This window comes from Paraclostridium sp. MRS3W1, assembly GCF_032465715.1.
Lineage (GTDB): Bacteria > Bacillota > Clostridia > Peptostreptococcales > Peptostreptococcaceae > Paraclostridium > Paraclostridium dentum.
In genome coordinates, this window is sequence record NZ_JAWDJM010000153.1 from 1 (window position 1) to 25949 (window position 25949).

The following is a 25949-nucleotide window of genomic DNA, read 5'->3' on the forward strand; positions in this document are numbered from 1 at the left end:
TCTTTGTACTTATTTAATATTATAAAACTTTATTTACTTGATTTTAAATAAGTATAAATCAATATATATTAAAATATCTATCAAAAAATTTACTCTTAATAGATATCTCTGTATGTTATTCTATTTTATCAAAACAATTATTACAAATTTTCTGCTTGATATATGCAGGATGATTTATATCAACTGTTTTTTTACAATGAGGACAATTGAAACCATCCCCTGTATCCAATAAAAATTTATCAAAAAATACATCCTCTAAAGAAACTCTTCTTATTTCTCTAAAGTTATCAATACTATCTATCTTGTTTATGAAGCTCATATCTAATTTTGATTGTGGGATATCTATGCTCGTATAACATCCATAATCTATAGAGTATACATCATATATTATACCTGTATTACCTTTATGAGAGTACCCTTTCTTACGCAAATGAATTATTCTAAAATCAATTAATTGATTTAAGTACTTGTTACTACGATATTTCTGAGGTATTAGAAAATGAGTTTTTCTCTTTTTTATTATAATCTCATTTATTATTCCTTCTAAAAGACTTTTACAATTAGATATATTTTCTATTTGTTCTTCTTTATCAGTTTTATACCAATCTACAGTTGCTAGTCTAATATGCCTTACACCTATTCTATTGTTTCTGCTACTCGTATTTATTTTAAAGTGTTCATATGCATTAATAAATATGTTTATAAAATCTCTAGGTATTCCTGCAGATGCTATTAATATTTCACCTAATGCTTGATTTGCTAAAAATAAATTTAAAAATCCACTCTTAGATACATTAGAAAAGCATTTATTGTCAAACTTTTTATCGATAGCATTTAAGTGTCTATATAGTAAATCATTAAAGAAATCTTTTGTTTGCCCACTGTTGGTTTCATATATGTATCTATTATCTAAGTTGAATGGAAATATATCTCCACCATCTTCTAACCCCATATATTTTTCGCTAACCATTTTTCCTATATTAGTTCTATTTGGTATTGCTGCTATTTTAAAAGAAAATGAACTAGTTATGAATCCCCTTTTAATTAGCTCTGCTAAATATAGTTGAGACTCTAATGGTATTTCTGACCATTCATCAAGTATGCATACTATTCTTTTTATACCAAGAACCTTTGGTATTTCTGTAATAATATTAGATAAATCAGAAAATGATATATATCTCGAATTTCTAGATTGCTGTTTTATACATGCTTGTTTTTCTTTTGATATATCTGCACCTAATTCCTTAGATACTTTTAGACTTCCGGCTATCTTATTTACTTCTTCTGAGCTTAACTCTATGTCGTCTAATTTTTTAAAATTTCTTCCCGTAAACTCATAATTACATCTTCCAAGTAAACTTATTAATTCTTCTTTTTTATTTTTTGCAGCTTTAGGCCATCTATCAAATTCATTTAATCCATATATGAAATTTATATTCTCCACTAAATTAGTTATTATTTCCTTTATTATTTGACTAAAAATCAATATAGAAAATTCTACTGTATTTGTATTATTTTCAGACATAAGCGGTAAGAAATTTCTTAAGTCTATGTATATAGGGAATCGTTTGTCATTATTAAACGTCTCTACTAACAACTCTTGATATGCTCTAAGTAAATGTGTTTTTCCTGTACCTCTTCGTCCATATATAACTTGATTTTTTATATTATTTATAGATTGAATCATTTCTTGCCCTGCATATAATTCTAAATAGTTATCATCATCTATATATTCTGCTCTAATCACATCAGATAATTTATTTATCCTGTTTTTTACTTCATCATCATTTAAATCTCTCATCTTATCTCCCTTAATAAACTTATACACTCTATTATTTCTTACTAAAAAGTCATGCTAAAATAAGCATGACTTTTCGTGGATTTCAATGGTGGAGACGAGGGGAGTCGAACCCCTGTCCGCAAGTCCTTTCCTCGCTGCGTCTACGTGCGTAGCCATCTGATTTTTAAATCTCGTCGCACACATCGCACAGTGGCAGGCTCTGTGATTGACCAGTCCCAATTAGTCCACTCTCGGTCGAGACACCCCGAAAGTAGTTCCCTGCATAAATGACGTCCAGGCCTGGCCGGCAGGAGGGCTTAGGCGGGACGAGCAGTCATTATGCTGCTAAAGCGTAATTATCGTTTGCGTTTATTTTAAGTTCCCCAGTTTTTACGTGACCCAGAGTAACACGACACGCAGCCTCAAGTGCCAAACCCACGTCGAAACCATTACGCCCCCGTGGTTGTTTTATAGTCCTGAGACTTTCTATCGCAAACTTTTTTTCACCATTAATCAATATTAAGTTGTTATATATATAATAAAACTTTTTACACTTAAAAGCAATATTATCTCATTGGAATTGTATCTAGTATCTACCAGATAACTCTCTTTCAATACGTCTATTAGCATCTTTCTTAGCTAAGTCTTGACGTTTATCATATAATTTTTTACCTTTTGCTAAAGCAAGTTCAACTTTAACTTTACCATTTTTAAGATAAACACTTAAAGGAATTAAAGCATAACCTTTTATAGTTGTAGCCCCTATAAGCTTTCTTATTTCATGTTTATGAAGTAATAATTTTCTTACTCTAAGAGGATCAACATTAAATATGTTTCCTTGTTCGTATGGACTTATATGAACTTGTTTTAAAAACACCTCTGAATTATCAACAGAAGCATATCCTTCAGCTAAGTTAAGTTTACCTTGTCTAATAGACTTAACTTCAGTACCCTTTAATTCGATACCACATTCATAAGTTTCTTCTATAAAATACTCATGTCTTGCTTTTCTATTAGTAGCTAAAACCTTAACACCTGCCATACAAATCACCTCTTATCCTTATCCTTCATTAATTACCTTAAAATATACCATATATAACCATACTAGTCAATACTCACAAATATTGAGTTAACTTAAAACTTGATGCACTAGTATTATATGTAATAACTATGCTATATATTACACATAGTATATAAAATCAATAACATTTCACTCCCAAAATTTCCAATGTTAGTCCATCCTTATATACAACTTATACCCAATTATGCTACGCTCTTACCAAAATGTTAAAAAGAGGTTAAATAATTATGGTTTCAAAACTATGTGCTTTACTGCTTATTCTTTATTGTACGAAAAATCTATATGATTTAGCTACAATGAATACATTCCAAATAGAAAAAGACATAATAGAAAAATTAAAATATGAGGATTTAGCTAAAAAAGCAGCTAAATGCTACAAATCCTTATTTGTATTAGAAGATATATCATATCTAGGAATAACAATACTATCATTAAGAGATAGTAAATTTTTTATATTAATATTTTTCATTACTTTTTTTGTATTTGCAGGACTTAAAATAATAGCAGCTAAGGTGTTTGAAACAATCTCAAAGAAAGTAGGTGAATCAAATTAGCGTATTACCACGGATACTATTTTTAATAATCATACTTAAAATCTTAAATGATACATTTAAATCAATTAAAAATAACTTTTCGAAAGAAATTAGAAGTACATCAAATTTCCCAGAAATTCTATATAGAAAAGTACTAAACGTAACAGACTTCGTAGACTTATTATTCTACATATTATTAAGTATCATCTTAATAATAAACAAACACTTGGATATATACTATTACCTAATACCGGCGTATATAATCCTAAGAGTATCACTAACGTACATAACACTATGTGCAAAAAAATCATCACAATCATAAAATGAGGGAGAGTTTGGAATTGTTATTTCTGAAATACTTAAAGACCGCGATTTTTAGATCTTTATATGAAAGAAATAATAATCCGAACTCTCTAATCTTTTCCATCATAAAACAAAAGGGAGAGTTCGAATTTGTTATTTCTGAAATACTTAAAGACCGCGATCTTTAGGTCTTTGTATGAAAGAAATAATAATTCGAACTCTCCCAGCTTTAATTAATTTTGTTCTATTTTTTCTAGAAGTTTAAAGTCTATCTCTTTAAAATCTACATTAACTTTTTCAACTTTAATCTTAACAACATCACCGATTCTATACATCTTCTTAGTTCTCTCACCTAAAATAGTGAAAGTATTCTCATCAAATATATAATAATCATCTCCCATATCTGCAAGTCTAACTAAACCTTCAACAGTATTATCTAACTCGATAAACATACCAAAAGAAGTTACACTTGAAACAATACCTACAAACTCTTCTCCAACTCTATCTTCCATATATCTAGCTTTATAAATGTCTTTAACATCTCTTTCAGCAAGTTCTGCTTCTCTTTCTCTTTCTGATGATTGAGTAGAAGCATAATCAACTATTTGAGCTAATTGATCTTGTCTCTTTTGACTTATCTTACCGTTTAAGAACTCTTTTATAATTCTATGAATTTGTAAGTCTGGATATCTTCTTATAGGTGAAGTAAAGTGAGAATAATATTGAGCAGCTAATCCAAAGTGACCTACACACTCAGGTGAATATCTAGCTTGTTTTAAAGAACGTAACATGATAGTACTTATAGCTTTTTCTTCTGTCTTACCATGTATTTGCTCTATTATACCTTGTAATGCTTTAGGATGAACACTTTCTAAGTCTCCCTTTATAACATATCCAAAAGTAGATATAAACTTATTTAAAGTTTCTATCTTCTCATGTGCAGGAGTCTCATGAACTCTGTAAACAAAAGGCATATTTAACCAGAAGAAATGTTCTGCTACAGTTTCATTTGTTATTAACATGAACTCTTCTATTATTCTGTTAGATATTCTTCTTTCATATTGTACTATATCAACAACATCGCCATCATTATTTAATATTATCTTAGCTTCAGGGAAATCAAAATCTATAGCCCCACGCTTTTCTCTTCTCTTCATTAATATTCTAGCTAGTTTTTCAGCAGTGAAGAAATCATCAGCTACCTTAGCAAATGTCTTTTTAAGTTTCTCATCATCTTTTTCAAGAATATCTGATACTTCTGTATAAGTCATTCTAGCTTTTGAATTTATTATAGTTTCTTTTATATCATGCTTAACTACTTCACCTTTATGGTTTATTTCCATAAATACTGATAATGTAAGCTTATCTTCAAACGGATTTAAACTACATACTCCATTAGATAAAGTTTTAGGTAACATAGGTATTACCTTATCAACTAAATAAACAGAAGTTGCTCTTTTTAAAGCTTCTTTATCTAACTTACTCTTCTCTTTTACATAGTGAGTAACATCAGCTATATGAACTCCTAATTTATAGTTTCCATTATCTAATACTTCTATAGATACAGCGTCATCTAAGTCTTTAGCATCTTCACCATCTATAGTGAATATATTCATATCTCTTATATCTAATCTTCTATCTATTTCTTCTTGTGGTATTTCGATAGCTACTTTTTCAGCTTCATCTAATACCTTTTTAGGGAACTCTTCAGGAAGACCATGTTCTCTTATTACAGATGCAATCTCAACATATCTGTCCCCTTTTTGCCCTAATATTTCTATTATTTTACCTTCTGGTTTTCTATCTTCTGTTGGCCATTGAGTTATTCTACAAACTACTTTGTCATTTCCTCTAGCTCCATTGAAAAACTTCTTAGGTATAAATATATCTTTATTAAACTTCTTATTGTCTGGTAAGACAAATCCAAAGTTTTTGCTTTCTTGGAAAGTTCCTACAACATCAGTTATAGCTCTTTCTACAACTTTTATAATTCTACCTTCTGCTCTTTTTTCATCAGTTGCTGGAGTTGTGATCTCAGCTATAACTCTATCATTATGCATTGCTCCATTAAGACTATCAGCAGGTATAAATAAATCTTGTGTATACTCTTCATCAGATTCTACAAATCCAAATCCTTTTTTATGAGATACTAGCTTACCTACAAAAAGTCCCATCTGGTTTGGAGATGTGTATTTCCCCTTTTTAGTAAGTATTAAATACCCTGATTCTACTAATTCATCTAAAAAGTTGTAGAACATAGGCATTTCTGTATGATGTATATCAAATATCATTGCTAATTCTTCTTTTTTTAGAGGATTGTATGCTGCTTCTGATATAAGTCCCAACAATTTTTGTTTTAATTCTTCACCCATTGTTTTCCTCCTATTAATTTAGTTATTACTTTATTCTATGCTTTTACTAAATATTTTTCCCATTTTATTTATATAAATTACAATAAGATTAATTATCCATAAATTATATCATTAAATGGTTATAATGGTAAATTCTGTTTTATATGATAATAAAAAACAATTACGTTAAATCGTAATTGTCATCTTATGTGTAAAATAAATTCAATTTTATTATTTAACTAAAAGTATTGCCATAGCATTTAAGAAAAATAATACTGCACTTATTTTAGTTACTCTTGCTAAAAATGCTTCTTTCCCTTTTGGTTTAAAGTAACTTTGAGTTCCCTCTCCACCAAATTCAGTAGGTACAGCACTCTTAGTATCTTGTGGTAATATACTTGCTACTAAAATTATAGATAGTACTACCTGTACTCCCATTAATACATTAAACATAGTTATCCTCCTACATTTATAATCACTAATATAACATAATTTTAGTGTAGCATAATAATATACTACATTCAAGTTATAAAGTCAATCTTGTTGTATTATTACCCAATCTTAACCATAATAATCCACCCTCGAAACTTTCTTTTTTTCTCATAAACATCCGAAGGGTTAGTATGTAAGTTTTAACGACCTTTAAAGCTTCTCTTCCCTCTCATAAACGTCCGAAGGGTGAATATCTTAGTTTTAGCGACTTTTAAAGCTTCTTTTCCTTCTCATAAACATCCGAAAGGTTAATGTATTAGTTTCTGCGACCTTTAAAGCTTCTCTTCCCTCTCATAAACGTCCGAAGGGTTAGTATATAAGTTTTAACGACCTTTAAAGCTTCTTTTCAGCTTTGGGAGTAAAACTTATACACTAACCCGAGGACCCCCCTCTTAGTTCTTTACTGCTTTTATAAGGTTAAATATCTGTATTGTTGTTTCAATCATGTTTTGAGTTGCATTTTCTTTTTTCATTGCTTCATCTATTGTCATCGCCTTGTTTACTATAGAGAAATAAGCATCTATACCTTCTTCATTACATTTAACTGCATCTGGTGTCGTACATCCTGCTATTGCTATTACTTTTGCTCCATGTTTTTTAGCCAGCTTAGCTACTCCTATTGGTGCCTTTCCCATAGCAGTTTGATTGTCTAATCTTCCTTCTCCTGTTATAACAATATCTGCATCCTTTACTACTTCTTCTAACTTTATTTCATCTAAAATTATTTTTATTCCTGACTCTAATTTAGAATTTAAAAATCCTAAGAATCCAAATCCTAGTCCTCCAGCTGCTCCTGCACCTTCTATGTGAGCTATATCTTTTCCTAAATCTTTTTTCACGACTTCTGCAAAGTTTTTAAGTCCTTTATCTAATTCCTTTACTATTTCTTCAGTTGCTCCTTTTTGAGGTCCATATATATAAGCTGCTCCATTTTCACCATATAAAGGATTGTTTACATCACATGCTATCTTGAAATTACACTCATCTAATTCTTTTAATTTGTTATCTGATTTTATTCTTTTTATTTGATTTAAAACTTTTCCACCTAGTCCCACTAAGTTATCGTTTTCATCATAAAACTCAAATCCTAATGCTTGAAGCATTCCTACCCCACAATCATTTGTAGCACTTCCACCTATTCCAACTATGAAGTTTCTACATCCTTTTTCTATTGCTTCTTTTATTATTTCTCCAACTCCATAAGTTGTTGTATTTAAAGGATTTCTAAGTTCTGCTGGAACTAATGGTAATCCTGACGCTTGAGCCATTTCTATTATTGCTGTATTTGTTTCCTTTAATATTCCATAAGTTGCATTTACTTTGTCATTTATAGGCCCTGTTACACTTATTACTTTTTCTTCTCCGTTCATACCTTGTACTAAGGCTTCTACAGTTCCTTCCCCTCCATCTGCAAGGGGCATTATAACTACATCTGATTTATTATCAACACTTAATATTCCTTTTTTAATTGCATTTGCTGCTTCTATCGAAGTTAAACTTCCTTTTAACGAATCTATCGAAATTACTATTTTCATTTTTGTCGCCTCCCTTTGATATTTTCATTATAACAAATTCGCTTTTCTAACCGAATGTTACGTATACTAAATAATACAACTTTATTCAATTTTATTTTGTTACTTATACTATTGAAAAGCTATTCCATTAATGCTTCAAAAAAAGTACCATATCAAAAATTGTTTTATTTCGATATGGTACTTTTTATTTTAATTAAATTTTGATAATCGTATAGCTATTGCTATATATAAAACTACAGATTCTTTAAAACATCTGGGATTTAGTCCACTTCTTTGATAAATTCTCTCTAATCTATACTGTAAAGTATTTTTATGAATATATAACTCTTCAGATGTTGCTTTTAATGACATATCGTTTTTATAATAAATTTCTAATAATTTTATATCTTCATCATCTAAGTTCTTTAAAACTTTTTCTAGATATTGATTTTTAATTTCTACATCTAGATTTTCTAATATTAACTCTAAATCTAAATCATCTATATAAGTTAATATCTTATTATTTTTTTTAGAATACTGAAGTGCTATTCTAGCTTCTTGATATGATTTGTGAGTATCATATAAATCTTTTAATCTTCCTACTCCACCGTTTAATTTATCTTTATATTTATTTAGTATATCCATATAAACAAGTTTAAGTTTTTCATACTTTTGCTCATTTACTAAAGCTATACATTCATTAGGATAAACATATATTTTAAAGATATTACCTATAGAATCAAACACCTTACTTATATCTTCTTCTATAATTTCTACTTCTCTATCATTATGATTTTTTTTGATTTTCATAAGTACAACAGCAAACTTTTGATTTACTCCTATCCCAAATTGCGCTAAAATACTTTCAATCTCATTTTTGTCTTCTATACTATCATATATAAGAGACTTAACTACATAATTTATTCGTTGCTTATCTGCCTCATATTTATAATTTAGCTCTTGCTCTTTTATAAATATTTCCGTTATCTTCGTTACTAAAAAACCATATTTACTTACTTCACTTGGTTCTCCAGTTATTCCAATAGCCCCTATTGCATCTTTATTAATTTTTATAGGGTAATTTATTCCTTTTTTACTACCTTCATACTCAGAATTATCTTCAACAGTTATATTACTAAGAGTCTTCACAGCCTTATATCCAGCCTGATGAAATGTATTTAACCTATTTTTATCAGTACTCCCAATTATAACTCCATTTTTATCAATGAAATTTATATCCTTATCTACAACTTCCTTAACTGCATTCACTATCTCTTGAGCTAAATTCTTACTAATTTTATTTATAGCCATAACATAACCTTCTTCACAAATACTTTAATATAAATAATATTCATATATAATCTTTCCCAAACCTCAAACAAACTTTCATTTTAATGGTGAATATGTTAATTCCATCACCCTTTAAAGCATCTTTTCAGCTTTTAAAATTTTAATTTCTCAAAATGTCCGCAGGATGAATATATTAGTTTCAACATCCTTTAAATCCCCTTTTCAGCTTTGAAAGCGAAACTTCCTTCATCTCACAAATGTCCGAAGGGTGCATATGTTATTTTCAGCGCCCTTTAAAGCATTTTTTCAGCTTTGGAAGCGAAACTAATATATTCACCCGAGGACCGAAAGGTTATAAAACTGAAAAGAGCCTTAGTAAACTAAGACTCTTTTTTAGCATTTATCTATATAATTTGAGGTTATTTCTTTAAGTTATAGAATGAGTTTAATCCGCAGTATCTAGCAGACTCCCCTACCATCTCTTCTATTCTTAATAATTGGTTGTATTTAGCAACTCTATCAGTTCTTGATGGAGCACCAGTTTTTATTTGACCAGCATTTACAGCTACTGCTAAGTCAGCTATAGTAGTATCTTCAGTTTCTCCAGATCTATGAGATATAACTGCAGTGTATCCAGCTCTCTTAGCCATTTCTATAGCATCTAAAGTCTCAGTTAAAGTACCTATTTGGTTAACTTTTACTAATATAGAGTTTGCTACACCAGCTTCTATTCCTCTTTCTAATCTTTCAGTATTAGTAACAAATAAGTCGTCTCCAACTAATTGTAATTTGTTTCCTAATCTGTCAGTTAATACTTTCCATCCATCCCAATCTTCTTCGTCTAATCCATCTTCTATAGTTATTATAGGGAAGTTGTTAGCCCAATCTTCATATAAATCAACCATTTCAGCAGAAGTTAATTCTTTTCCTTCTCCAGCTAAAACGTATTTTTTAGTTTCTTTGTTGTACATTTCTGTAGCAGCAACGTCAAGTCCTAACATAACGTCTTTTCCTGGCTCGTATCCAGCTTTTGATATAGCTTCAACTATTAATTCTAAAGCAGCTCTGTTTGAATCTAAGTTTGGAGCGAATCCACCCTCGTCACCAACACCACAAGCTAATCCATTTTCACCTAAAACTTTCTTTAATGAATGGAATACTTCTGCTCCCATTCTTAATCCTTCTCTGAAAGATTTAGCACCTACTGGTAATATCATGAACTCTTGAACGTCTACGTTATTATCAGCATGCTCTCCACCGTTTAGTATGTTCATCATTGGAACTGGTAATTGCTTAGCATTTACTCCACCTATGTATTGGAATAATGGTAAACCAACTTCTTCAGCAGCAGCTCTAGCTACAGCCATAGAAACACCTAATATAGCGTTTGCTCCTAATTTACCTTTGTTTGGAGTTCCATCTAATTCTATTAATAATCCATCTATTCCAGGTTGGTCTGTTGCATCCATACCTTCTAATTCAGGTGCTATTATTTCGTTAACGTTGTCAACAGCTTTCTCAACACCTTTTCCTAAGTATCTTCCTTTATCTCCATCTCTTAACTCAACTGCTTCGAAAGCTCCTGTTGATGCTCCTGATGGAACTATAGCTCTACCAGTTACTCCACTTTCTAATACTACTTCAACCTCTACAGTTGGGTTTCCTCTTGAATCTAATACTTCTCTAGCGTATACTAAATCGATTAATGACATAATTATGTCTCCTTTCAAGTTTATATATTAAAGTTTTAAATATATATCTATATTATATTATAAATATTGGTAATTAATAGTATTTAATGTAATCTTTTGTAAAATTACATTACTTTTGTATTAATGAATCTCCAGTCATTTCTTCTGGTTTTTGTAAATTCATTATGCTAAGTACAGTTGGTGCTATATCAGATAATCTTCCACCTTCTCTAAGTTTAGAAGATTTGTATTCATCACCAACAACCATAAATGGTACTGGGTTAGTTGAGTGCGCAGTTATAGTTGTTTTAGTTTCTGGATCTTGCATTAATTCTGCATTACCATGGTCAGCTGTTATTAAAGCTACTCCACCTTTTTCTAAAACTTTATTTGTAACTTGTCCAACACATTTATCAACTTCCTCTACAGCCTTAACTGCTGCTTCTATAACTCCAGTATGTCCAACCATATCTGGGTTAGCATAGTTTAGTACTATAAAGTCATATTTATCTTCATCTATAGCTTTTAACATTTTTTCTGTTAATTCATCAGCACTCATTTCAGGTTGTAAATCATATGTTGCAACCTTTGGAGATGGTACTAATAATCTATCTTCACCTTTGTTTGGTTCTTCAACTCCACCATTAAAGAAGAAAGTAACATGAGCATATTTTTCTGTTTCAGCAGCTCTTAATTGAGTCTTACCGTTTTTAGCTAAATATTCTCCTAATGTATTTTCTAAGCTTTGTGGTTTGAATGCTACGTGTACATTTTTTATAGTTATGTCATATGTAGTTAAACAAACAAAGTAAGTTTTCATACATGGTCTTTCAAATCCAACAAATTCATCGCAAACTAATGCTCTTGTTATTTGTCTTGCTCTATCTGGTCTAAAGTTACCAAATATTATAGAGTCATTTTCTTTTATAAGACCTACTGGGTTTCCGTCTTCAACTATTACAGTTGGTAGTACGAATTCATCAGTCTTATCTTCTTTATAAGCTTTCTCTACTGCTTCTTTTGCAGAAGTAGCAGTTTCGCCTTTTCCATCAACCATAGCGTCATAAGCTAGTTGTATTCTTTCCCATCTTTTATCTCTATCCATAGCATAGTATCTACCAGATACTGATGCAAATTTCCCCACTCCTACTTCTTGCATGTATTTTTCAACATCTTCGATGAATGTTAAAGCACTCTTTGGATCAGTGTCTCTACCATCTGTGAATGCATGAACATATACATTTTCAACACCATTTTCTTTAGCCATTTTTATTAAAGCTTTTAAATGGTCTATATGTGAATGAACTCCTCCATTAGATAGTAATCCCATTAAATGAAGTGAATGTTCTTTCCCATTTTTCATTGCTTCTAATAAGACATCATTTTTGAAAAGTTCTCCATCTTCTATTGCCTTACTAACTCTAGTTAAATCTTGATATACTATTCTTCCTGCTCCGATGTTAGTGTGACCAACTTCTGAGTTACCCATTTGTCCATCTGGAAGACCAACATCAAGACCACTAGCTTGTATTAAAGTATGAGGGTAGTTTTCATGTAATTTGTCTAAGTTAGGAGTTTTTGCACTTGCTACTGCATTTCCTATCTTTACTTCACTACATCCAAAACCGTCCATTATTATTAATGCTACTGGTTTTTTCATGTCTTTTTTCACTCCTTAGAAATTAACAAGTTCTGTGAAGTCAGCTGGTTGTAGACTAGCTCCACCAACTAAAGCTCCATCTATATCAGTTTGATTCATTATTTCTGATACATTAGAAGGTTTTACACTTCCTCCGTATTGTATTCTTACTTCTTCTGATATTTCTTCTCCGTATAATCCTTTAACTACTTCTCTAACATATGCTATTACATCGTTAGCTTGCTCAGCAGTTGCAGTTTTTCCAGTTCCTATAGCCCATATTGGCTCGTAAGCTATAACAACTTTTTTCATATCTTCTGCAGTTACATTTTCTAAAGCTTTTTCAGTTTGAACTTTACAAACATCTTTAGTTTTATCTGCTTCTCTTTCTTCTAAAGTTTCACCTATACATAATATTGGATCTATTCCAGCTTCTAAAGCTTTTAATACTTTCTTGTTTACTGTTTCGTTAGTTTCATTGAAGTATTGTCTTCTTTCAGAATGTCCTAATACTACATAATCTATATCTAATTCTTTTAACATAGGTGCAGATATTTCTCCTGTAAATGCTCCGTTATCTGCATAGTGCATATTTTGAGCACCTATTTTTATAGGAGTTCCTTTTGTAGCTTCCTTTAAATCTTTTAATAAAGTGAAAGGAGCACATATAACTGCCTCTACATCTGTATTATTTACTTTTCCTTTTATCTCATTAACAAACTCTACAGCTTCTGCTATAGTTTTGTGCATTTTCCAGTTTCCTGCTATTATAGGTTTTCTCATTTTTACTTCCTCCATTACTATAAATTGAATATAGTACTTTTTTGCTTACAGTAGATAAAATCAATTTTATCTACTGTAAGCTATATATATAATTATTGATAAAATTTAAGGCCTATTTATTATCTAATGCTGATATACCTGGTAAGTCTTTACCTTCTAAGAATTCTAGAGAAGCTCCTCCACCTGTAGAAACGTGAGTCATCTTATCTCCAAATCCTAATTGGTTAACAGCTGCAGCGGAGTCTCCTCCACCTATTACTGTTGTAGCATTTTCTAAAGCTGCCATAGTTTTAGCAACAGCTAATGTTCCTTGTGCAAAGTTTTCAAATTCGAAAACTCCCATAGGTCCATTCCATACTATTGTTTTAGAAGCATTTACTGTATTTACGTATTCTTCTATAGTTTTTGGTCCTATATCTAGTCCCATGAATCCTTCTGGTATGTTTGCATCTTCAGTTATAACTGGAGCAACATCTGCAAATTTATCAGCAACAGCATTATCTATTGGTAATAATAATTTAACACCTTTAGCTTTTGCTTTTTCCATCATTTCTTTAGCGTATTCTACCTTATCTTCTTCAACTAATGAAGTTCCTATTTGGTATCCTTGAGCTTTTAAGAATGTGTAAGCCATTCCTCCACCTATTATTAGGTTGTCTACTTTTTCTAATAATTCATTTATAACAGCTATCTTATCAGAAACTTTTGCTCCTCCTAATATAGCAGTGAAAGGTCTTACTGGATTAGCTACAGCTTCTCCTAAGAACTTTAATTCTTTTTGTATTAAGTATCCGCAAACTTTTTCATTTAAGAACTCTCCAGCCCCAACTGTTGAACAGTGAGCTCTATGAGCAGTTCCGAATGCATCATTTACAAATATTTCAGCTAATGAAGCTAACTCTTTAGAGAAGTTTTCTTCATTTTTAGTTTCTTCTTTTCTATATCTAGTATTTTCTAATAATACTATATCTCCGTTTTCCATTTTTTCTACAGCAGTTTTTGCATTTTCCCCTACAACGTTTTCGTCAGCTGCAAATACTACTTCTTTACCTAACATTTCAGATAATCTTTTAGCTACTGGTGCTAAAGATAATTCTGGCTTAGCTTCACCTTTTGGTTTTCCTAAGTGAGAGCATAATATAACTTTTGCTCCGTTGTCTACTAAGTATTTTATAGTAGGCATAGCTCCGTTTAATCTATTTTCATCAGTTATAACCCCATCCTTTAAAGGTACGTTGAAGTCACATCTAACTAAAACTCTTTTACCACACACATTTATATCTTCTATCGTTTTCTTATTAAGCATTGACATGGTACTATCTCCTCTCAAAAAATGTTTTCCACAAATCAGTATATCATATTTATGCTTTTTGACCAATAAAGTATGTCACATTTATAAAAAAATCTGCTTTTCTTGATATACTTATTTTTGCTGATTTATAATCAAATTTTTGTCTAGTACGATCTATAATCGTAAAAAAGTCCAGAGCCCGTAGTGTTAAACTACAAACCCGGACTTTTTTAAAGCCTGTATATTTTTATTTATACGAATTACTTAGCTAAGTTAGCGAAGTATCCTAAAGTTCTTATTAATTGAGAAGTGTAAGACATTTCATTGTCATACCAAGAAACAACTTTAACTAATTGCTCTCCGTTTACTTCCATAACTTTTGTTTGAGTTGCATCGAATAATGATCCGAACTCTATTCCTACTATGTCTGAAGATACTAATGGCTCTTCAGTGTATCCGAAAGATTCATTAGCAGCAGCTTGCATTGCAGCATTTATTTCTTCTACAGTTACATTTTTGTCTAATGTACAAACTAATTCAGTTAAAGAACCAGTTATAACTGGAACTCTTTGAGCTCCTCCGTCTAATTTACCTTTTAATTCTGGTATAACTAAACCTATAGCTTTTGCAGCTCCTGTAGTGTTAGGAACTATGTTAGAAGCAGCAGCTCTAGCTCTTCTTAAATCTCCTTTAGCATGAGGACCATCTAAAGTATTTTGGTCATTAGTGTATGCATGTATTGTAGTCATGAATCCTTTTTGTAATCCGAATTTATCATTTAAAGTTTTAGCCATTGGTGCTAAACAGTTAGTTGTACAAGAAGCCCCTGATATAACTGTTTCGCTTCCATCTAATATATCATGGTTAACGTTAAATACTACTGTTTTTAAGTCTCCTGTTGCAGGTGCTGATATAACAACTTTTTTAGCTCCAGCTTCTAAATGAAGACCAGCTTTTTCTTGAGAAGTGAAGAATCCAGTACACTCTAATACTATATCAACGTTTAATTCTTTCCAAGGTAAGTCTGCAGGGTTTCTCTCAGCAGTAACTTTTATTTCTTGTCCGTTAACTACGAAAGCTCCTTCTTTAACTTCTATTTCACCGTTGAATCTTCCTTGAGCTGAATCATATTTGAATAAGTGAGCTAATGTCTTAGCGTCTGTTAAGTCATTTATTGCTACTACTTCAAATTTATCTGTTTGCTCCATTAATCTTCTTAGAGCTAATCTACCTATTCTTCCAAATCCATTAATTGCTACTTTAACCATTATGTTTGCCTCCCTAATATAAATGTGTGTATATTTAGCTAGCTTTGCTAGTTATTAACTAATTTACTTCTAATATTTTATAAGCACTTTGTTCATCTGTAATTATGACCATATTATCATTTAACTTAGATATTGCAGTAACTGCTTCTGCTTTGCTTGATCCTGCAAATATTGCTATGTTATTTTTTACAGATTTAAATGTTTCTAATTTTATTCCTACAGTATTTAATTCATATACTATTTCACCATTTTTGTTGAAATAATATCCAAATGCTTCACCTACAGCTCCTTTAGATAAAATTTCTTCAACTTGCTCTTTTGGTAATTTTCTTCTTGTAGCCATTTCATCTGCTCTTCCAATTCCAAATACAAGTATGTCTGTGTTTAAAACAAAATTTAATGTTTTGTGTATTTCTGGTTCTAAACTAAGCGTTTTCATTGCTTCTACACCTAGTTCATCTGGTACATGAAGTAATTTGTAATGTGCTCCTAATTTTTTTCCTAATATAGCTACTATGTTATTCGATTGAGTTTCTACATCTTTTCCGACTCCTCCTCTAGCAGGAACTATAGTCGTTTGATTGTATTTTTTGTCGCTTTTTAAACTGTTGGCAAACTCTAGCATAGTACTTCCACCTGTTACTGCTACGACACTATTGTCTTTTAGTATACTTAAGAAGTATTCAGCAGCTTGTTTTGCTACATCTTTTAATAAGCTCTCATTCTTTTCAAAGTCACCAGGAACAATTATAACTTTTTTAATTCCTAATTTCTCTTTAACTCTATGTTGTAGCTGTGAAAGACCCATAACATCATTCATAATATCTTTTAGTTGATCTAAAAGTTCTAATCCTTCTTCTGTCACCGTCATTCCTGAAACGGCTACATTTATTAGATTTTGTTCTTTTAAGACTTCTGTCTCTGATCTAACTATTCTTTCGCTAATCTCTAGCATATTTGATAATGTACGTCTTCCTATTGGTTCACTTAAAGATATCTGTCTTAATATAGAATATCTTCTTTCCATGATTTCTATTACCTGTGGAATTAGTTTCTTTTGTATATTAATTAAGTCATTCATTAAAAGTTACTCCTTCAATATAATTCTTATCTCAGGGACATTTTGCGTCCCCTGTTCATATTTTAGTCCCACAAGTTAATTTTATTTTATAGGAAATCCTTATTAATTTCAATAGTTTTTAAAATTTTTTTATATTTAATTATTTTAATACTCTTTTCTTTTACTAGATGAAGGTATCTTTAACTCTTCTCTGTACTTGGCTACAGTACGTCTAGCTACTGAAATTCCGCTTTCCTTTAAAATTTTAGATAGTTGCTCATCACTTAACGGTTTCTTCTTATTTTCAGACTTTATTGTTTCCTTTATTATTTTTTTTATGCTGGTGCTAGATGCCATTTCTTCATTTTGTGTTTCGATGGCACTACTAAAGAAGTATTTAAATTCGTATACTCCAAATGGAGTTAACATATATTTTCCATTTACTCCTCTACTTACTGTAGATTCATGACAGTCAATTATGTGAGCTATATCTTTTAATTTTAGTGGTTTTATAAATTGTGGTCCTTTATTAAAAAATTCTTCTTGGCAAGAAACTATTGTTTCTGCAATTTTAAGTATTGTATGGTTTCTGCTTTGTATATTTTTTACTAAGCTAGTAGCAGAATTTAATTTTGATTTTATAAATTCTTTAGCATCATTATCTGATGATGTATTTCTAAGTACTTCTTTATAAAAATTATTAATCTTTAACATATAAGAATCTTTTTCATTTTTATAAACTATAAACTCATTATCAATTTTTTCAACTATAACATCAGGTTGCACGTATACCGTTTTCTCACTGCAGCATAATCTACCAGGTCTCGGATCCAATGACTTGATTTTATGAACTAAATTAACACATCTTTGCATCGGAATCTTATGTTTTTTGCTTATTTCCTTAACTTTATTAGAAGCTATTAAGTCCAAATCTTCTTTGATTATGTTTATTAAATCTTCATCATATTCTCCTGAATTTTCAATTTGTAAAATTAGACATTCAACTAAATCTCTAGCTCCAACTCCTATAGGATCTAGCTGCTGAACTTTTTCTAAACACTCTAAAAATGTATCTTCATCTACATTTAACTCTTTTAACTCGTTTAACATTATTTCTTCTGAAAACCTTAAATATCCATCTTCATCTAAGCTATCAATTATGTAATTACAAACTTCTTTTTCTAAGTCGCTAATTTTATATAATCCTATTTGAAGACTTAAGTGTTCGTATAAATTAACATCTTCTTTTATCATATTTTCTAAATTCAAATCATTATCTGGATTATAATTTACTTCTCTTTTATATCCGGTGTCCATATTTTTCACATAAGCTTCCCAGTCTATTTCTTCTTTTCGTTCTATATCTAATAAGGGATTTTCCTCTGATTCTTTTCTTATTTCTTCTTCTAATTCAACTTTACTCATATTGAGTATTGCTAATGACTGTTTTAGCTGTGTAGTCATCACCAGCTTTTGAGATTGAGTTAATTCTAGCCTGTTGTTAAAGTTCAAATTTTTTCACCCCGCTTTTATTTTTTCAATCCAAAAAAACCCTTCTGCATAAATATATTCTACCACTTGGTATGACTCTTATGCAAAAGGGTTTTATTTATTATTTCATTACTTGTTCATTTTATCTAATATAGCTTTTAATTCATCTTCATCAAACATGTATTTTGTGTTACAGAATTGACATCCTATTTCAGCTTTTTTATCTTCTTCTATCATTTCAGCTAATTGATGTTGTCCTATAGATATTAAAACTCCTTCAACTCTTTCTTTAGAGCATTCACACTCAAATCCAACATCACACTTATCTAGAATTTGAGGATTTAATCCATCAAGTACTATATTAAGTATATCTTCAGGAGTTTTTCCTTCTTTTAACATATTTGTTATAGAATCTAAGTTAGCAACGTTAGACTCTAATTTTGATATAGTTTCTTCAGTTGCATCTGGCATTAATTGAACTATAAATCCACCTGCATATTCAACTTCTTCTTCTTTTGTCAATACTCCTAGTGCTACTACTGATGGAGTTTGTTCTGATAGTGCGAAATAATATGTTAAATCTTGGGCTATTTCTCCGCTAACCATAGGATATGACCCATTATAAGGTTCTCTTAATCCTAAGTCTTTTGTTACTCTTACTGTTCCTTCACTTCCAACAGCAGCTGCAACATTTAACTTACCATTTTCATAATCTTCTACTACAACATTTGGGTTATCAACGTACCCTTTTACTATCCCCTTAGAGTTAGCTGTAGCTAATATACTTCCTATAGGTCCGCCACCTTTTATTATAACTGTTATTTTATCTCCATCGTTTTTCATCATAAGACCCATCATAGATGTTGCTGTTAGTGTTCTTCCTAAAGCAGCTGTAGCAACTTTACTTGTCTTATGAAGATCTCTAGCTTTTTCTACCATATTTCTAGTAGTTGCAACAAAAGCTCTTACCTGTCCATCTCCAGCTGTTGATCTTAAAACATAATCCTTCATAATATTTTCCTCCAATCACGTTAAAACTTTCTGTCTATTTTTTACAAACAAAAAATACTCTTTCCGAATCATCGCTAGGTTTATTGAATGTAAAGTCTCCATAAACTTTTACATCTTTAAAACCTGATTCTTGAAGCATTTCTACTATTTCATCTTCTGTATATGCTCTTTGCTGATGTACCTCTTCAAACTTATCATATCTTCCATCTTCACCTTTTATGAAAAATGCTAATTCCATTTCTAATAAGTTTTCTTCTGCATCAAAATAATTTTGCCATAAATAAGATACATCTTCTCTATTTTCACCATATATGTTACCACCTAATATATTGGCTAATTTATAATATGAACTTATGTCAAATATGAATATTCCATTTTCTTTTAATAACTCATGTGTTGTATCAAAAACATTTTGTAAATCATCATCATAAGTTATATAGTTGAATCCATCACAAGCACATAAAACACAATCTAAACCTGTTATATCAAAGTCAAGTTCAGCTATATCTTGTTGTAATAATACAAGCTCTATTCCTTGTTTTTCAGCTTTTTCTCTAGCTACACCTAACATTTCTGCAGATATATCAATTCCAGCTATATCGTATTCTTTTTTAGCTAAAGGAATAGTTATATTTCCTGTTCCACATGCTAATTCTAGTATATTTTTAACTTTTACATTTTCGTTGTCTATTATATCTTCTATATATTTAACCCATTTGTCATAATCAACATCATTCATAAGTTCATCATATACAAATGCAAAATCTCTATACTGATCCATCGTCTTTATTTTCTTCCTTTTCCATTTTTTTCTTTTTCTTTTTACGAGATGTCAACGTACCACCTATACGCCCTGCTTCTTTGGCTGTTAAACCTCCCCAACCAAGCTCAGAAACCTTATCCATTAGACCAAGTTCTGATGCTATCTCATATTTCATTATATCATCATCTGTCAATATTTTCTTTTTCTTCGTTGCGCTTTTCTCTCTTGGTTTATTTATATCAATATCTTTATAATTCATAAAAATCACTCCTTTATTTTATATTTTTGTCATATGAACAAAATTTATACAAAATTGAGGAGTGATTTAGTATTATAATATTGATTTTTTATATTTTAATAATTTGATATATACATCTAGTGCATTTCCTAATATATTTTCATCAAAATTAAAGTTTAAACTATGAAGTCCATTTACAAATCCTTTTTCTTCATTTCTTGCACCTAACATGAAGAATAAGCCTGGAAGAACTTGTTGATAGTAAGAAAAATCTTCTGATATCATTATAGGTTCTAGTTTGATAAGTTTATCGCTTCCTACAGCCTGTTCAAACTCTTCAAATAAAACTTCATTATTATTAACAGCTGGATAGTCATCTCTTATTTCTACTTCAATCTTACAGTTATACGCTAGTTCATATCCTTTTGCTAGTTCTCTAATTCTTTCTTTAATAGTTTCATATACCTCTGGTTTAAAAGCTCTTATAGTACCTTCTATTCTAATATTTTCAGCTATTATATTTCTTCTAGTCCCTCCATGCATCTTACCTATAGTAAGTACGGCATTATCTAGTGGACTTATATTTCTAGATACTATTGTTTGTAAACTACTAATAAAGCTAGAAGCTAAAACTATTCCATCTATTCCATTTTGAGGCATAGCTCCATGACCACTTTTAGCAATAATATCTATATCTAATTCTCCAACTTGAGCTAAGAAGTAATTTGGTCTAGTCCCTACATAACCTTCAGGTATTTCTGGATATATATGAAGCCCATATATTTCATCTATATTATATTTTTCTACTATACCTGCTTTGATTAACGGTTTTGCTCCTCCTGGACCTTCTTCTGCTGGTTGGAATATAAATACTATATTATCCATCAGATTTTCTCTATTTTCATTTAAATATGTTACTAATCCAAGTAATATACTCATATGTCCATCATGACCACATAAGTGCATAGCTTTTTCCCCTAATGTAAGAGCATCCATATCCGATCTAAAAGCTATAGTTTTTTTAGGATTTTTACCTTTTATAATTCCAACTACAGCAGTGTCTAACATTTCTTCATATTCTACACCTATATTATTTAAATAATCTTTTATATATTTACTAGTTTTAAACTCTTGATTTCCTATTTCAGCTAGTACATGTAATTCTTTTCTATTATTTTTCATGCACTCTTTTATATTACATATATTCTTCATACAAATCTCCTTTATTATCAATTTATATGTTTTTATTATACCCAATATATATGCGCTTTGTATTGCTATTAGTGCCTAACTTTTTTAAAACTATTGTTATTAATGCCTTGTTTAATATAATTTATTTAAGCATAAAAAAAGATTGGGAAAATCCCAATCTTTTTATTATCTATCTTCGTCAGTAACGTTAAATACGTAAGGTATGTTTCTGTAGTAGTCTCCGAAGTTTAATCCGTATCCTACAACAAATTTATCTTCTATTTCAAATCCACAGTAGTTAGGAACTAATTCCACTTTTCTTCTGCTTGGTTTATCTAAAAGAACACAACATTTTATACTAGCAGGGTTCTTAGTTTTTAAGTGACCCATAACAAAGTTCATTGTAAGAGCTGTATCTGTTATATCATCTACAACTAAAACATCATATCCTTCTATATCATCACTTATATCTGCTACCATGTTAACTTGACCAGTACTGCTTTCTCCATGCCCGTAGCTTGAAGTAGTCATAAATCCGATTTTAACAGGTACTGTTATGTTTCTTACTAAGTCTGCGCAGAATATGAAGCTTCCTTTTAATAGTGATATTACCATTAATTTCTTTCCTTCATAATCCTTAGATATTTGTGCTCCTAATTCTTTTAATCTTTCTTGTATTTGTTCTTCTGAACATAATACTTCCCATTTTTTAGTTTCTATATCCATGTTACAACCTCCGAAATGTTATAGTATATCTATTTTATAGGAGATTTACCAATTTTGCAACGGGGTAAATACAATATTAGTTAGCTTTGTTCATGTCGTCCATTACTCTTATTATAACCTTGTCAGTTGTAGTCATTCCTTTATCACTTACTCTTCCTAAGTTTTGTATACTTTGCTCTGCTCCAGTTCCTACTATTCCGTTCATTGGAGGTACTATACAGTCTTGTTTAGCTATTATAGCACTTTGTACTGCTGCTGATGCTGCTGATGCAAGTTTTAATGCACATCCAGCCTTAGCTCCATCACATATCATACCACTTAAGTTAGCTACCATATTTTCTATAGCACCTTCTATTTGAGTTTCATTACATCCCATTAACCAAGATAATCCTGATGTAGCTCCTATACTTGCTGCAACTCCACATCCACATACTGCAGATAATCTTCCTGTGTAGTTTTTAACGTATGCAGTTAATAAGTGAGATATTGCTAATGATCTAGCTAATTTATCTTCGCTTTGAGGGAATTTATCGTTGTATGCAACTATTGGAAGTATAGCTGTTATACCGTGGTTTCCACTTCCGTTAGAACTCATAACTGGTAATTTAACTCCAGCCATTCTTGCATCAGATGCAGCTGCTGTTATCATCATTGTGTAGTTCATTAAGTCATCACCTAATAATCCTGATTCAATAGATTTCTTTATACCGAATCCTACACCTACTCCTACTTTTTCATTTAATCCGTACTTAGCTATCTCTTCATTCATAGTTATTCCATCTAATAAGAATTTTATGTCTTCAAAATCTACAGTTTCCATAGCTTCTACTATTTCTTTTATTGTTATAGTATCTAATATATTTTCTTTAGGTTCTGCTGTAGTTGCAACTTCAACTACTTCTTCACTTACTAATACATCTTCATTTTTTCCAACAAATACTATGTTGTCATGTTTAGTTCTTATAACAACTTTAGCAGTGTTATTTTTACCTTCTAATTCAACTTCTATATAAACTTTTTCTTCTGTATCTATTGGTGATATGTTTATATCGTTGTTATCCATGAAATCTTCTGCAACTTTAACATCTTCTTTTGTTAATGTTTCTAAAACTCTTAACCCGTTTTCTGATTTTCCACCTATAAGTCCCATTGCTGCAGATATTTTTAATCCTAATCTTTCAGTTCCTGGTATACCTACACACATACCGTTTTTGTATACGTTAGGGCTAAGACCTATTGTACATTTTACTACTTCTTCACCTAAAGTTTCTTTTGCTTTAGCACAAGCTAATGCTACTGCTACTGGTTCTGTACAACCTAAAGCTGGTTTAACTTCTGCATTTAATATATTAACTAATTTTGTTTGTAAATTTTTCATTGTGTTTTCCTCCTGATAGCTATAATATTTATGTCTTATTTATAAAGCAAGAACTATGCCAACTTTTATTATTTTTTAAACCCTTGAAATCGCTTTATTTATAATTTATAAAAATAATTTTTTATCATTCTAATCTCATTTCGAAAAAAAATAGTCTCAAAATGAGATTAAGTATCATTTTGAGACTATTTTATATCTTTCTATTTTTCTATATAAGGTAGCTCTAGATATCCCTAAAGCTTTTGCCGCTAAATCCTTATCTTTTTTATAATCTTTATATTTTTCTAATGCTTTTATTATTTCTTTCTTTTCAAGCTCGTCTAAAGTTTTTATGTTTTCATTAGACTCTATAATTTGATCTTCATTTGAATTTGCACGTTTTATTCTGTTAGGTAAATTATCTAATGTTATAATCTTACCTTCGCATCTATTAACACTATATTCTATAACATTTTGTAGTTCTCTAATGTTTCCTGGCCAACTATATTCACATAAATATTCTAATGCTTGTAAATCTATATCTTGTACATTTTTATCTAGCTTATTAGAATATTCTTTCATCATATATTCAATTAGTAAGTGTATATCATTTTTTCTTTGTCTTAAAGTTGGAAGAACTACAGGTATAACATTTAGTCGATAGTATAAATCCTCTCTAAATGTGCCTTTTCTGACCATATGCTCTAAGTCTTTATTAGTAGCCGCTATTATTCTTACATCAATCGATACATTGTGTTTAGCCCCTATTTTATCAACTTCTTTTTCTTGTAATACTCTAAGTAATTTTGCTTGTAAATGTAAGCTCATATCACCTATTTCATCAAGGAAAATACTACCTTTATCAGCTAATTCAAATTTACCTAAGCTTCCACCTTTTTTAGCTCCTGTAAATGCACCTTCTTCATATCCAAATAATTCACTTTCTAGTAAGTTATCTGGAATAGCTGCACAGTTTATAGCTATAAAAGGATTTCCTGCTCTACAACTGTGATTATGTATAGCTCTTGCAAATAATTCTTTTCCTGTACCACTCTCTCCAGTTATTAAAACCGTAGAATTAGTTTTAGATGCCATCAACGCTTCTTCTTTTGATTTATTTATAGCATAGCTACTTCCTATTATATTTTCTAAATATATCTTATGATCATTACTTATCTTGTTATAGTTTTTTATAGCATCTACTTTATCTATAAAATCCAATACATATCCTTTTAATTCTTCATTTAAAATAATCGGCTTTATATTATATATCCCTTTAAATTCCTTCTTTGCTCCTCTATATGTAAAGCTACAAGATTTATCATTATTTATATTATTGAAATTATTGTCTTTCGCAAAGTTTAATACATCGCCTATAAAGCTTCCTATTATATTACCTTTAACTTCAAAAATTTCTTTGAATTTCAAATTGTACTTTTCTATATTCGCGTCTTTATCTAATGACACAACTGCTTTATCCATATTATCTAATAATGTTTTTAGCTTTTTCTTTTCTAACTCTACCTCATAAGTTTTTATTTCTGCTTTTAACTTACTTGATATTAAATCTGCCATTTTATGCAAGAAGTTCATTAAATCATCTTTTCTAAATTTAATTACATCGGCTTGCTCTTTAGTAAAAGCTATAAGTCCAATTACACCATAAGACTTATCATCATATACTATAGGACAGCATACCTCCGCAAACTCTTTACAAACTTCACGAGTATAACATTCATTACATATCTCATTACTCTTTGGATCTTCTATTATTAATTCTTTTTTAGTAGTTAAAGAATATTTAAATGCTGAGTATTCTTCTAATTGTTGTCCTATTTTATGAAAATAAGTTCCGGTACCCGCTATTCTAACTAAACTCGAATCTACTATTGTTACATCAATTTCTAAAACAGATGATATAGCTTCTGCTATGTTTTGTATATCTTTTCTTATAAAGTTTAAATTAATCATACTTCCCATCCCTTAGTTTATCTTTGTACATGAGTACTTTAATTTCATTGAGAGTTTTGTATATTTTATTTAAAGTATACTGTATTGATACTAAGATTACAAACAACATACAGATAATTATCACA

Annotated in this window: 21 protein-coding genes and 1 other RNA gene; 1 reads left to right on the top strand and 21 read right to left on the bottom strand. The window is 30.3% G+C overall.

The window, feature by feature from the left end; translation table 11 throughout:
• Nucleotides 1–115: 115 nt before the first annotated feature.
• The 3 genes from RWY47_RS12345 to smpB all read right to left on the bottom strand — a co-directional run bounded on the left by RWY47_RS12345 (nucleotide 116) and on the right by smpB (nucleotide 2822).
• Nucleotides 116–1801 carry an ORC-CDC6 family AAA ATPase gene (locus tag RWY47_RS12345; protein WP_224170512.1) on the bottom strand — a complete coding sequence of 562 codons (1686 nt, stop codon included), beginning with the start codon at nucleotides 1799–1801 and terminating at the stop codon, nucleotides 116–118.
• Nucleotides 1802–1887: 86 nt separating this feature from the next.
• Nucleotides 1888–2239, bottom strand: a transfer-messenger RNA (tmRNA) gene (ssrA, locus tag RWY47_RS12350).
• 127 nt (nucleotides 2240–2366) lie between these two features.
• Nucleotides 2367–2822, bottom strand: coding sequence for an SsrA-binding protein SmpB (gene smpB / locus RWY47_RS12355; protein ID WP_021430171.1), 456 nt, complete (start codon nucleotides 2820–2822; stop codon nucleotides 2367–2369).
• A gap of 266 nt (nucleotides 2823–3088) precedes the next feature.
• Here smpB and RWY47_RS12360 point away from each other — a divergent pair, with 266 nt between their 5' ends.
• Nucleotides 3089–3415 carry a hypothetical protein gene (locus RWY47_RS12360; RefSeq protein WP_021430155.1) on the top strand — a complete coding sequence of 109 codons (327 nt, stop codon included), beginning with the start codon at nucleotides 3089–3091 and terminating at the stop codon, nucleotides 3413–3415.
• Nucleotides 3416–3930: 515 nt separating this feature from the next.
• Here the strand turns inward: RWY47_RS12360 and rnr are convergent.
• The 18 genes from rnr to RWY47_RS12450 all read right to left on the bottom strand — a co-directional run bounded on the left by rnr (nucleotide 3931) and on the right by RWY47_RS12450 (nucleotide 25824).
• Complete coding sequence (gene rnr, locus RWY47_RS12365; RefSeq protein ID WP_224170511.1) at nucleotides 3931–6069, bottom strand: ribonuclease R; 2139 nt, start codon at nucleotides 6067–6069, stop codon at nucleotides 3931–3933.
• Between the two features lie 210 nt (nucleotides 6070–6279).
• Nucleotides 6280–6501, bottom strand: coding sequence for a preprotein translocase subunit SecG (secG, locus tag RWY47_RS12370; RefSeq protein WP_021430216.1), 222 nt, complete (start codon nucleotides 6499–6501; stop codon nucleotides 6280–6282).
• A 431-nt stretch (nucleotides 6502–6932) separates the two neighbouring features.
• A complete protein-coding gene (locus RWY47_RS12375; protein WP_224170510.1) occupies nucleotides 6933–8075 on the bottom strand; it encodes a glycerate kinase family protein in 1143 nt (380 codons plus the stop codon).
• Between the two features lie 189 nt (nucleotides 8076–8264).
• The gene (locus RWY47_RS12380) at nucleotides 8265–9365 is read right to left on the bottom strand and encodes a CdaR family transcriptional regulator (protein WP_224170509.1); all 1101 of its coding nucleotides are present in this window, start codon (nucleotides 9363–9365) and stop codon (nucleotides 8265–8267) included.
• 398 nt (nucleotides 9366–9763) lie between these two features.
• Nucleotides 9764–11056, bottom strand: coding sequence for a phosphopyruvate hydratase (eno, locus tag RWY47_RS12385; protein WP_021434089.1), 1293 nt, complete (start codon nucleotides 11054–11056; stop codon nucleotides 9764–9766).
• 109 nt (nucleotides 11057–11165) lie between these two features.
• On the bottom strand, nucleotides 11166–12695 hold the full coding sequence (gene gpmI / locus RWY47_RS12390; protein ID WP_224170508.1) for a 2,3-bisphosphoglycerate-independent phosphoglycerate mutase: 1530 nt from the start codon (nucleotides 12693–12695) through the stop codon (nucleotides 11166–11168).
• A gap of 15 nt (nucleotides 12696–12710) precedes the next feature.
• Complete coding sequence (gene tpiA, locus RWY47_RS12395) at nucleotides 12711–13457, bottom strand: triose-phosphate isomerase (RefSeq protein WP_021430225.1); 747 nt, start codon at nucleotides 13455–13457, stop codon at nucleotides 12711–12713.
• A 112-nt stretch (nucleotides 13458–13569) separates the two neighbouring features.
• A complete protein-coding gene (locus RWY47_RS12400) occupies nucleotides 13570–14769 on the bottom strand; it encodes a phosphoglycerate kinase (protein WP_224170507.1) in 1200 nt (399 codons plus the stop codon).
• Between the two features lie 239 nt (nucleotides 14770–15008).
• Nucleotides 15009–16016, bottom strand: coding sequence for a type I glyceraldehyde-3-phosphate dehydrogenase (gap, locus tag RWY47_RS12405; protein ID WP_021430348.1), 1008 nt, complete (start codon nucleotides 16014–16016; stop codon nucleotides 15009–15011).
• 58 nt (nucleotides 16017–16074) lie between these two features.
• On the bottom strand, nucleotides 16075–17097 hold the full coding sequence (locus tag RWY47_RS12410; protein WP_021430257.1) for a sugar-binding transcriptional regulator: 1023 nt from the start codon (nucleotides 17095–17097) through the stop codon (nucleotides 16075–16077).
• A 144-nt stretch (nucleotides 17098–17241) separates the two neighbouring features.
• A complete protein-coding gene (gene rpoN / locus RWY47_RS12415; RefSeq protein ID WP_021430223.1) occupies nucleotides 17242–18588 on the bottom strand; it encodes an RNA polymerase factor sigma-54 in 1347 nt (448 codons plus the stop codon).
• Between the two features lie 108 nt (nucleotides 18589–18696).
• Nucleotides 18697–19578: an Hsp33 family molecular chaperone HslO gene (hslO, locus tag RWY47_RS12420; RefSeq protein WP_021430186.1), complete on the bottom strand. Its 882-nt coding sequence runs from the start codon at nucleotides 19576–19578 to the stop codon at nucleotides 18697–18699.
• 34 nt (nucleotides 19579–19612) lie between these two features.
• Nucleotides 19613–20359 (bottom strand): class I SAM-dependent DNA methyltransferase, encoded by a 747-nt coding sequence (locus RWY47_RS12425; RefSeq protein WP_021430329.1) that lies wholly within the window; start codon nucleotides 20357–20359, stop codon nucleotides 19613–19615.
• On the bottom strand, nucleotides 20346–20600 hold the full coding sequence (locus RWY47_RS12430; RefSeq protein WP_021430255.1) for a small, acid-soluble spore protein, alpha/beta type: 255 nt from the start codon (nucleotides 20598–20600) through the stop codon (nucleotides 20346–20348). Before RWY47_RS12430 ends, RWY47_RS12425 begins: the two co-directional genes overlap by 14 nt.
• A 72-nt stretch (nucleotides 20601–20672) precedes the next feature.
• On the bottom strand, nucleotides 20673–21791 hold the full coding sequence (locus RWY47_RS12435; protein ID WP_224170506.1) for an N-acetyldiaminopimelate deacetylase: 1119 nt from the start codon (nucleotides 21789–21791) through the stop codon (nucleotides 20673–20675).
• A gap of 165 nt (nucleotides 21792–21956) precedes the next feature.
• The gene (hpt, locus tag RWY47_RS12440) at nucleotides 21957–22496 is read right to left on the bottom strand and encodes a hypoxanthine phosphoribosyltransferase (protein WP_021430311.1); all 540 of its coding nucleotides are present in this window, start codon (nucleotides 22494–22496) and stop codon (nucleotides 21957–21959) included.
• Nucleotides 22497–22572: 76 nt separating this feature from the next.
• Nucleotides 22573–23874 (bottom strand): L-cysteine desulfidase family protein, encoded by a 1302-nt coding sequence (locus RWY47_RS12445; RefSeq protein ID WP_021430152.1) that lies wholly within the window; start codon nucleotides 23872–23874, stop codon nucleotides 22573–22575.
• A gap of 174 nt (nucleotides 23875–24048) precedes the next feature.
• Nucleotides 24049–25824, bottom strand: a complete 1776-nt coding sequence (locus RWY47_RS12450) for a sigma-54 interaction domain-containing protein (RefSeq protein ID WP_021430278.1) — start codon at nucleotides 25822–25824, stop codon at nucleotides 24049–24051.
• Nucleotides 25825–25949 lie beyond the last annotated feature (125 nt).

Excerpts from the sequence above, each read along its gene's own strand:
- RWY47_RS12345 (WP_224170512.1), bottom strand. The coding sequence starts at position 1,801 with ATGAGAGATTTAAATGATGATGAAGTAAAAAACAGGATAAATAAATTA.
- smpB (WP_021430171.1), bottom strand. The coding sequence starts at position 2,822 with ATGGCAGGTGTTAAGGTTTTAGCTACTAATAGAAAAGCAAGACATGAG.
- RWY47_RS12360 (WP_021430155.1), top strand. The coding sequence starts at position 3,089 with ATGGTTTCAAAACTATGTGCTTTACTGCTTATTCTTTATTGTACGAAA.
- rnr (WP_224170511.1), bottom strand. The coding sequence starts at position 6,069 with ATGGGTGAAGAATTAAAACAAAAATTGTTGGGACTTATATCAGAAGCA.
- secG (WP_021430216.1), bottom strand. The coding sequence starts at position 6,501 with ATGTTTAATGTATTAATGGGAGTACAGGTAGTACTATCTATAATTTTA.
- RWY47_RS12375 (WP_224170510.1), bottom strand. The coding sequence starts at position 8,075 with ATGAAAATAGTAATTTCGATAGATTCGTTAAAAGGAAGTTTAACTTCG.
- RWY47_RS12380 (WP_224170509.1), bottom strand. The coding sequence starts at position 9,365 with ATGGCTATAAATAAAATTAGTAAGAATTTAGCTCAAGAGATAGTGAAT.
- eno (WP_021434089.1), bottom strand. The coding sequence starts at position 11,056 with ATGTCATTAATCGATTTAGTATACGCTAGAGAAGTATTAGATTCAAGA.
- gpmI (WP_224170508.1), bottom strand. The coding sequence starts at position 12,695 with ATGAAAAAACCAGTAGCATTAATAATAATGGACGGTTTTGGATGTAGT.
- tpiA (WP_021430225.1), bottom strand. The coding sequence starts at position 13,457 with ATGAGAAAACCTATAATAGCAGGAAACTGGAAAATGCACAAAACTATA.
- RWY47_RS12400 (WP_224170507.1), bottom strand. The coding sequence starts at position 14,769 with ATGTCAATGCTTAATAAGAAAACGATAGAAGATATAAATGTGTGTGGT.
- gap (WP_021430348.1), bottom strand. The coding sequence starts at position 16,016 with ATGGTTAAAGTAGCAATTAATGGATTTGGAAGAATAGGTAGATTAGCT.
- RWY47_RS12410 (WP_021430257.1), bottom strand. The coding sequence starts at position 17,097 with ATGAATGACTTAATTAATATACAAAAGAAACTAATTCCACAGGTAATA.
- hslO (WP_021430186.1), bottom strand. The coding sequence starts at position 19,578 with ATGAAGGATTATGTTTTAAGATCAACAGCTGGAGATGGACAGGTAAGA.
- RWY47_RS12425 (WP_021430329.1), bottom strand. The coding sequence starts at position 20,359 with ATGGATCAGTATAGAGATTTTGCATTTGTATATGATGAACTTATGAAT.
- RWY47_RS12430 (WP_021430255.1), bottom strand. The coding sequence starts at position 20,600 with ATGAATTATAAAGATATTGATATAAATAAACCAAGAGAGAAAAGCGCA.
- RWY47_RS12435 (WP_224170506.1), bottom strand. The coding sequence starts at position 21,791 with ATGAAGAATATATGTAATATAAAAGAGTGCATGAAAAATAATAGAAAA.
- hpt (WP_021430311.1), bottom strand. The coding sequence starts at position 22,496 with ATGGATATAGAAACTAAAAAATGGGAAGTATTATGTTCAGAAGAACAA.
- RWY47_RS12445 (WP_021430152.1), bottom strand. The coding sequence starts at position 23,874 with ATGAAAAATTTACAAACAAAATTAGTTAATATATTAAATGCAGAAGTT.
- RWY47_RS12450 (WP_021430278.1), bottom strand. The coding sequence starts at position 25,824 with ATGATTAATTTAAACTTTATAAGAAAAGATATACAAAACATAGCAGAA.